Source organism: Sphingobacterium prati (genome assembly GCF_013167215.1).
Taxonomy (GTDB): domain Bacteria; phylum Bacteroidota; class Bacteroidia; order Sphingobacteriales; family Sphingobacteriaceae; genus Sphingobacterium; species Sphingobacterium prati.
The window spans coordinates 791,063-799,649 of record NZ_JABJWY010000038.1; the positions used below are offsets into that span (position 1 = coordinate 791,063).

The following is an 8,587-nucleotide window of genomic DNA, read 5'->3' on the forward strand; positions in this document are numbered from 1 at the left end:
TATTGCTGTTTTTTTTACCTCATAACTACAAATCAGCAACGTTGATGACCCCAATTGTCCGATCATTCCTCTTGCTTAAGTGAGTACCATATTGTCAATAAGTCGGACATCTTCTACCCATGCTGTTACAAGGGCTACATGTGGCTTGCTGAAATCAATCTGTTCGACCTCTTTTAACGAAGTACTTTCGCAGATAGCGAAATATTCGACAGTCACCCCCTCAGTACCTGTTAATATTGCTAAAGCATTATTTTTAACCTCTTGTAATCCAGTGTTATCGGCAATGTGGTCTTTCAGGTATTGCAACGAACGGGAGAGTGCTAGGGCCTTTGTTTTACCTTCTTCACTTAGGCGCATATTCCGGGAACTCAAGGCTAGACCATGTTGATCCCGAATAATGGGGCAAATTGCCAATTTGATTGGAAGATCTTTGATTTCGATCATACGTTTGATGACCATCACCTGCTGAAAATCTTTTTGACCAAAACAGGCAATATCGGGTTGTACTAATGTAAACAATTTGTAGACCACCTGTGTTACACCCTGAAAATGCCCCGGCCGTTTTTCTCCTTCCCAGATTTGATCCAGCTCGCCAAGGTCAATATGCCAGTTTTCATCTTTGTCGGGGTACATTTCATCTACACTTGGCATAAATAAAATGTCACAATCGACAGATTCCAATAGCTTAATGTCATTTTCAATTGGACGCGGATATTTTTCAAGGTCTTTAGGGTCGTTAAACTGCGTAGGGTTGACAAAAATGCTACAAACACTAATATCACTGATGGGTTTCGCATAATCTAATAACGATAAATGTCCTTCATGAAGTGCTCCCATGGTGGGGATCAAGGCTATCTTTTTACCTTCCGAGCGTGCTTTTTGGAGATGTGCTTGGAGGGATGCTTTCGTTTTGAAAATTTCCACTTTGCTGAATAGTTTTTTGTTCGCAAAGTTGCATATTATTTTGGGAATATAAAACGATGATTGATAGTAAATTGCATGGTAAGTATTTTTTTTGTACCTTTGTAGACCGATTTTACTGTTCGAAAATAATAAATAAAAATAACTGGAGATGGCAAAAACGAAGATATTGTTTATTACTCACGAGATGTCGCCTTTCCTCGAATTAACCAAAATTTCTGAAATTACACGTCAACTGCCTCAAGCGATGCAAGAGAAGGGTTTTGAAATCCGTATCTTGATGCCTCGTTTTGGGAATATCAATGAGCGTAGAAATAGATTGCATGAGGTGATTCGTCTTTCAGGCTTGAACATTGTTGTGGATAATAATGATAATCCGCTAATTATTAAAGTAGCTTCACTGCCTGCAGCTCGGATGCAGGTGTATTTCTTGGATAACGAGGACTACTTTCAGCGTAAAAAAGTTTTTAGTGATGAGCATGGCGAATTCTTTGCAGACAATAATGAGCGTTCGGTGTTCTTCTGTAAAGGAGCGTTGGAAACTGTTAAGAAATTAGGCTGGTCGCCGGATGTAGTACACTGTCATGGATGGTTTTCTGCTTTGGTACCTGCTTACGTAAAAACAACGTATAAGGACGATCCTACATTTAAGGATGCAAAAGTGATGTACTCGCTGTTTAACGAGGAGTTTAAAGGTACATTAGGATCGAAATATGCCGAAATGGCTCCGGAAGGCGCTTTTAAAACCGCGGATGCGCAAGTGTACGGGGATGGTAGTTATGAAGCAATCTATAAAGGTGCTTTACATTTCACTGATATGGTTGTCGTAGCAGACGAAAATGTCAATACGGCAATTGTTGATTTCGCTAGATCCAAAGACATTCAGGTTTTTGAGCCTAATGGCGATCAGGACTACGATGCGTTTGGAGAAGTATACGATCAGTTTGCTCCTGAAGAAGTAGAGGTATAGCACGATGTCCTGAAGATTTGAGTAAAAAAAGCAGACAATAATTTAGTTAAAAGGGCTATTTCCAACGAAATAGCCCTTTTGTTTTTTACGGAATATACGTTTAGCGGAGGTAATTTGAAAACGATAGAAAATCTAGGATAGCAAAGTCCTTTTCAGGATATCAGTGGTAAAATGTTATCTTCGTAGCAATGAAAGCTACCTGATTAAAATAATGCTGGAAAAGTAAATAATGATCAAGGGTAGATCATCCTATTACAGAACGAACTGCGTATAACGAGCTTATTTATGACGTTGCAAAACGTGAGCTCATAATATATTAATATAATGAAAATTAAGGTAGGATTTGGGTTTGATGTTCATCAAATAAAAGAAGGACACCCATTTATTGTAGGAGGTGTACAGCTGGAACATCACGCTGGAGCATTTGGGCATTCGGATGCGGATGTCTTGGTACATGCCATTTGTGACGCTATTTTAGGAGCTGCAAACTTAGAAGATATCGGTTATCACTTTCCCAATACAGATATACGTTGGAAGGGGATTAGTAGCTTGTTGCTATTAAAAGAATGTATGGGATTGATTCAGGCAAAAGGATATCAACTTGGTAATATTGATGCGATGCTTTGTCTTGAAGCGCCCAAAATCAAACCTTATATTCCACAGATGAAGATTAAATTGGCAGAGGTGACAGGCCTGGATATAGATGATATTTCGATCAAGGCAACGACTAATGAGACAATGGGTTTCATCGGTAGGCAGGAAGGCGTTGTTGCCTATGCAGTCTGTTTAATTGAACGCCTTTAGAGACGGATGTGTAAACATTTTGATCCTTTAATGTTTACTTTTGGATGAATTAGTAATACCTTTGCCATGACAACATTCTTTGGCACACTATCTGATAGAGTGGACATTAAAATCTATAAGAACAAGTAACGGAATATCCATGTTTGAAAAAATACGCATACGGATAAGAAGACAGGATATCCAATGGCTTTTAACAATAAAATGCTTTTGCATTCATGAATATTACTGCAAACAAGCACAAATGAATAATATTTACATCTGAAATTTCGTAAATAGATGAAGCGAGTATCAAAAAAAAATCAACTTACTGAAAGCGATATAAAGCGATATACATTCAATTTTTGGAAGATCGTCATCGGCATTGTTGCGCTGGGATTTTTATTTATATTGAGTATACGTATGGGGTTGTTCGGAAAGTTACCTTCGTTCAGCGATCTGGAAAATCCCAAAAGTAACTTGGCATCCGAGGTCATTACGGAGGACCGTAAAGTCTTGGGGACATATTATGTGCAGAACCGTTCCAACGTCAAATACAGTGAATTGTCGCCCTATTTGGTCAAAGCATTGGTTTCCACTGAAGACAAACGCTTTTATGACCATTCTGGGATAGATTATTCCCGTACCTTTACTGTGATCTTCCATACCCTGACCGGCAATAAACAGGGGGGGAGTACCATTACGCAACAGCTGGCGCTTAACCTTTTTTCTGATGGCCGCCAAAAGAATTTTTTAAAACGGGTTATCCAAAAATTTCAGGAATGGGTGACTGCTGTTCGTCTGGAAAGAAATTATACCAAGGATGAGATTATTACCATGTATTTCAATACCGTGGATTTTGGGGCGTACAATACATATGGAATTAAATCCGCTGCACGTACTTATTTCAATACTACGCCAGATAAATTAACTGCTGAGCAAGCGGCGCTCTTAGTGGGTATGTTGAAAGGCCCCGGAGCCTATTCACCTGTGAGGTATCCTGAAAAGTCAAAAATCCGGCGTAACACCGTATTAAATAATATGGTGGCTGCCAATTTTATTTCAGCGGAGGAGGCAGCTAATGCAAAAGAGAAACCACTCGGACTAGAATTAAAGATCGCAAACTACGGTGAGGGTTTAGCTCCATATTTTAGAGCGGTATTAAAGGATCAGATTAAGAAAGAATTTGCTAATCTAAAGATTGTTAAAGCTGATGGTACACCTTATGATTTAGATCGTGATGGACTAAAAATCTACACGACCATTAATATGTCCATGCAGCAATATGCCGAAGATTCGCAGAAAGAATGGATGAAGCAGCTGCAATCGAAATTTTCGGCGCAGTGGAAAAATAGAGACCCCTTCAAAGGCGAAAAAGCGAAGTTGTTGATCAGTGGAATGAAACGGTCTGATCGGTACCGTATACTACGCGAAGAGGGGTTGAATGAAGATGAGATTAAGAAAGCCTTTAATGTGAAGGTTCCGATGAATATTTTCACATGGAAAGGCAGTAAAGATACCATGATGACCCCAATGGATTCCATTAAGTACAACAAGTTAATGTTGCGGAATGCCATGATGTCGATGGAACCAAAAACAGGACATATTAAGGCATGGGTTGGCGGGATTGATTTTGACCACTTCAAATATGATCAGGTTAAGATGGGGACACGGCAAGTAGGGTCTACGGCTAAGCCATTTACCTATGCTGTGGCCATTGACAATGGTTATTCGCCTTGTTATAGTATCCCCAATTATCAACAGACTTACAATGGTTGGACGCCAAGGGGAAATGCACAAGGGGGCAACCCGATTACTTTGGCTAAGGCTCTAGCGTATTCACAAAACTTTGCGACAGCTTATCTGGTGCATGAAGTGGGCGCAGCGGAAGTCGCTGCATTGACCAAGCGTATGGGCATAACGAGCGAGGTACCCAATTACCCTTCCATCTCCTTAGGAGCGTACGAAGCATCAGTCTTTGATATGGTTGGTGCTTATTCAGCCTTCGTTAATCAGGGTACTTGGATCGAACCAACAGCGATCTTACGGATAGAAGACAAAAATGGTACGCCGATCTATGATAAGGCACCGAAAGTCGTTAAAGCGCTGAATAGCGAATCCGCTTATATCATTGTGGATATGCTGAAAAAAGTTGTATCGCAGGGTACTGCACGACGTATTCAGTGGAAATATAACCTGACTAATCCGATTGGTGGTAAAACGGGTACAACCAATGATAACTCCGATGCCTGGTTTATCGGTATCACACCCGAACTGGTCACAGGTGTCTGGACGGGAGCCGAAGATCGGGGAATCAGTTTTGACCGGATGGAATATGGGCAGGGGGCAGCGGCTGCAATGCCGGTTTTTGCTTTCTTTATGCAAAAGGTCTATAAAGATTCAAACTTAAAATATACAAAAGGTGATTTCGAACAACCTCAGGGTGGGCTCACCCGTGTCATTGACTGTAACCAGTACTGGGGCGGTGGAGGCTCTGATGTCGAAGACGGATCTACAGATTCAAGCAGCAAAGATGAACCCAAACTAAAGGATGACCGTTTAGGATTTTAGTGTTAAGTAGTTAGACAGGAGTATTGAAATTCTGGTTGCACAAGCCTGCGGCGTACAAAGTGTTTTTTCAAAGATTAAGGAATAAGGACTTTGGTTTGACAAGACTATGGCTTATAAGCTGTCTCCGTTTTTTACCTTTTAATTTTTAAAGTTTTGACATTTGACTATAGAGAAGAATTAAAGAAGATACCTCATCGACCAGGGGTCTATCAGTATTTTGATAAACAGGATGAATTGATCTATATCGGCAAGGCGAAAGACCTTCGTAACCGGGTAGGTTCATATTTTGTCAATGAAAATCAATTGAATGGTAAGACCCGTGTTTTGGTGCGTAAGATCAACCGGATTTCTTTTACTATCGTAGATACTGAAATTGATGCCTGGTTACTTGAAAACTCATTAATCAAGAAACATAAGCCAAAATATAATGTCATGCTTAAGGATGACAAGACCTATCCATGGATTGTTATCAAGAATGAACCTTTTCCCCGTGTGTTTTGGACCAGGCAATTTATTAAAGATGGCTCCCGCTATTATGGACCATACCCTTCTGTGGGGATGATGCACATCGTACTTGATCTGATCCGCGAATTATTTCCGCTTCGTACCTGTAACCTGGCACTTACGCAGGAGAATATCCGAAAGGGCAAGTTCAAGATTTGCCTCGAATATCAGATCGGAAACTGCAAGGGGCCTTGTGAGGGGTATCAATCTGAGGAAGATTATGATCAAAATCTGAGCGACATCAAGGATATTCTGAATGGTAAAATTGCCGTTGTCACCAATAGATTAAAAGAAAGCATCGCTTCAGCGGCCGCTTCGCTGGATTTTGAACGCGCGCAATTGATTAAAGCTAAACTCGATAAACTGGATAATTATCAAAGTAAATCGACTGTTGTCAATTCCTCAATTACCAATGTAGATGTTTTTAGTATTGCCTCGGATGATGGTTATGCATTTGTAAACTACTTAAAAGTGATGAACGGCGTTATTATACAGACGCAGACCCTTGAAATGAAACGCCGTTTGGATGAAAGCGAGCAGGAATTACTATCGTTGGCCATCCCTGAAATACGCGAGCGGTTTAAAAGTCTTTCGCGGGAGATTATTGTACCCTTCGAACTGGATATTGAGGAAAACGAGCGGATAAAATTCACAGTTCCCAAACTGGGGGAAAAGAAGAAACTCTTGGATCTTTCCCAAAAAAATGTAGCTTTTTTTAGGAAAGAACGCTTATTACAATACGAAAAACTTAATCCGGACATTCGTACCGAGCGTATTTTAAAACAGATGCAAAAGGATCTTCGGATGAATGTCTTGCCGCAGCATATCGAGTGTTTTGATAACTCTAATATCCAGGGAAATTATCCCGTATCGGCTATTGTGGTGTTCAAAGATGCAAAGCCTTCCAAAAAAGATTATAGGCATTTTAATGTGAAAACCGTGGAGGGGCCCAACGATTTTGCGACCATGGAGGAGGCCGTTTTTAGACGCTACAGAAGATTATTGGATGAGGATCAACCCTTGCCGCAACTGATTATAATCGACGGAGGTAAAGGGCAATTAGGCGCGGCATTAAAAAGCTTGCGCTTATTGGGAATAGAACGCAAGGTAACGGTTATCGGCATCGCTAAGCGATTGGAAGAACTGTTCTATCCTGGAGATCAATACCCACTCTATCTAGATAAGAAATCGGAAACTTTAAGGATCATCCAGCATCTGCGCGACGAAGCACACCGCTTTGGTATCACCTTTCACCGAAATCAGCGTAGCCGGAAGACTTTTGTGTCTGAATTGGAAAATATACCAGGGATTGGAAAGACAACCGTGGAGAAGGTGTTGACTGAATTTAAATCTGTAAAAAGGGTGAAGGAAGCTTCGGACGAAGACCTAAAAAAAGTGCTTAACCTGAAACAGATTAAAGCACTTCGTGAATATTTTAGTGGAACGAGCTTACCGGGCCAAGGCTGACAACAAAAGTTGCCATAATCACATCTGAAAAGTTAAAATTAGAAAATGAAGACTGTTTCTAAGCCACAAGCTTGTACAACCAGAATCTCAATACTCAATACTAACTACTCAATACTCATTAATCCTCGTAACCAAACCGTTTAAGGTAATTCTTCTTGCTTCTCCAATCAGGAATTACCTTGACGAAGAGCTCCAGAAAAACCTTTCCGTCAATAAATTCTTCAATATCCTGGCGGGCATAGGTGCCTACTTTTTTGATCATAGCACCTGCTTTACCAATAATAATGTTCTTTTGTGAGTCGCGTTCAACAATAATCTCAGCGGCAATACGCGTGATATTTGCTTCTTCCTTGTAGGAAGTGACAATTACTTCAGTGCTATAAGGAATTTCCTTGTCGTATAATTTGAAGACTTTTTCACGTATCATCTCAGAGACAAAGAAACGCATGGATTTATCCGTCAATTCATCTTTTTCGTAGTACGCTTCGTGGATAGGTAACTTATCTTTGATGTACTGCATGACAGCCTCCACATTGTGGTTTAATTTAGCTGAAATAGCGAAGATCGTATCCGGATTCAATTTTTCTTGCCAAAATTCAATTTTCGCTTTTACCTCTTCTTCAGAAGACTTATCTATTTTGTTGATGAGGACGGCAACTGGAGAGTTTGTTTTACGTAATTTTTCCAATACGTCATTTTCATCATATTTTTCGTGGATATCGGTCACAAATAAAATAATGTCCGCATCGATAAGCGATCCTTGGACAAAGTTCATCATGGATTCCTGTAAGGAGTAGTTGGGTTTGATGACTCCCGGCGTGTCGGAAAACACAATTTGATGGTCCTCATCGTTTACAATACCGATAATGCGGTGTCTTGTCGTTTGCGCTTTGGGTGTGATGATAGACATCTTTTCACCTACTAAAGCGTTCATTAGGGTGGACTTACCAGCATTTGGCTTTCCGATGATACTTACGAATCCTGCTTTATGTGACATTTTTCTAAATTTTATTAGGATTACAAAGAAACAAAATATATCTTTGTACTCCAATTCGGAAGGATCATAATCTTGTTTTTTCAAAAGAAAAAAGCAATTTGTTCAAAAATATATTGCGGGGTGGAGCAGTTGGTAGCTCGTCGGGCTCATAACCCGAAGGTCACTAGTTCGAGTCTGGTCCCCGCTACTAAAAGGAAAGATCCGGTTGCAATGACCGGTTCTTTTTAAAGACATCAAAAATACATTGCGGGGTGGAGCAGTTGGTAGCTCGTCGGGCTCATAACCCGAAGGTCACTAGTTCGAGTCTGGTCCCCGCTACTAAAAGGAAAGATCCGGTTTGCAATGACCGGTTCTTTTTAAAGACATCAAAAATACAT

6 protein-coding genes and 2 tRNA genes are annotated in these 8,587 nt (G+C 40.4%); 6 read left to right on the forward strand and 2 right to left on the reverse strand.

Annotation, left to right across the window (positions count from 1 at the left end; translation table 11 throughout):
* Positions 1–75: 75 nt before the first annotated feature.
* A complete protein-coding gene (gene panC / locus HPC41_RS22475) occupies positions 76–924 on the reverse strand; it encodes a pantoate--beta-alanine ligase (protein WP_172396315.1) in 849 nt (282 codons plus the stop codon).
* A gap of 148 nt (positions 925–1,072) precedes the next feature.
* Here panC and HPC41_RS22480 point away from each other — a divergent pair, with 148 nt between their 5' ends.
* The 4 genes from HPC41_RS22480 to uvrC all read left to right on the forward strand — a co-directional run bounded on the left by HPC41_RS22480 (position 1,073) and on the right by uvrC (position 7,213).
* Positions 1,073–1,891, forward strand: coding sequence for a glycogen/starch synthase (locus tag HPC41_RS22480; protein ID WP_172396316.1), 819 nt, complete (start codon positions 1,073–1,075; stop codon positions 1,889–1,891).
* 324 nt (positions 1,892–2,215) lie between these two features.
* The gene (gene ispF, locus HPC41_RS22485) at positions 2,216–2,695 is read left to right on the forward strand and encodes a 2-C-methyl-D-erythritol 2,4-cyclodiphosphate synthase (RefSeq protein ID WP_172396317.1); all 480 of its coding nucleotides are present in this window, start codon (positions 2,216–2,218) and stop codon (positions 2,693–2,695) included.
* Between the two features lie 276 nt (positions 2,696–2,971).
* Positions 2,972–5,242, forward strand: a complete 2,271-nt coding sequence (locus HPC41_RS22490) for a transglycosylase domain-containing protein (protein WP_172396318.1) — start codon at positions 2,972–2,974, stop codon at positions 5,240–5,242.
* Positions 5,243–5,395: 153 nt separating this feature from the next.
* On the forward strand, positions 5,396–7,213 hold the full coding sequence (gene uvrC, locus HPC41_RS22495; protein WP_172396319.1) for an excinuclease ABC subunit UvrC: 1,818 nt from the start codon (positions 5,396–5,398) through the stop codon (positions 7,211–7,213).
* Positions 7,214–7,331: 118 nt separating this feature from the next.
* Here uvrC and era read toward each other — a convergent pair whose 3' ends face one another.
* Positions 7,332–8,210 (reverse strand): GTPase Era, encoded by an 879-nt coding sequence (era, locus tag HPC41_RS22500; RefSeq protein WP_172396320.1) that lies wholly within the window; start codon positions 8,208–8,210, stop codon positions 7,332–7,334.
* Positions 8,211–8,324: 114 nt separating this feature from the next.
* Here era and HPC41_RS22505 point away from each other — a divergent pair.
* Both HPC41_RS22505 and HPC41_RS22510 read left to right on the forward strand, forming a co-directional pair.
* Positions 8,325–8,397, forward strand: a tRNA-Met gene (locus tag HPC41_RS22505).
* Positions 8,398–8,455: 58 nt separating this feature from the next.
* Positions 8,456–8,528 (forward strand) — tRNA-Met (locus HPC41_RS22510).
* Positions 8,529–8,587 lie beyond the last annotated feature (59 nt).

What these genes read in the sequence shown, in the direction of transcription:
- HPC41_RS22480 (WP_172396316.1), top strand. Translation starts at nt 1,073, where the DNA reads ATGGCAAAAACGAAGATATTGTTTATTACTCACGAGATGTCGCCTTTC.
- ispF (WP_172396317.1), top strand. Translation starts at nt 2,216, where the DNA reads ATGAAAATTAAGGTAGGATTTGGGTTTGATGTTCATCAAATAAAAGAA.
- HPC41_RS22490 (WP_172396318.1), top strand. Translation starts at nt 2,972, where the DNA reads ATGAAGCGAGTATCAAAAAAAAATCAACTTACTGAAAGCGATATAAAG.
- era (WP_172396320.1), bottom strand. Translation starts at nt 8,210, where the DNA reads ATGTCACATAAAGCAGGATTCGTAAGTATCATCGGAAAGCCAAATGCT.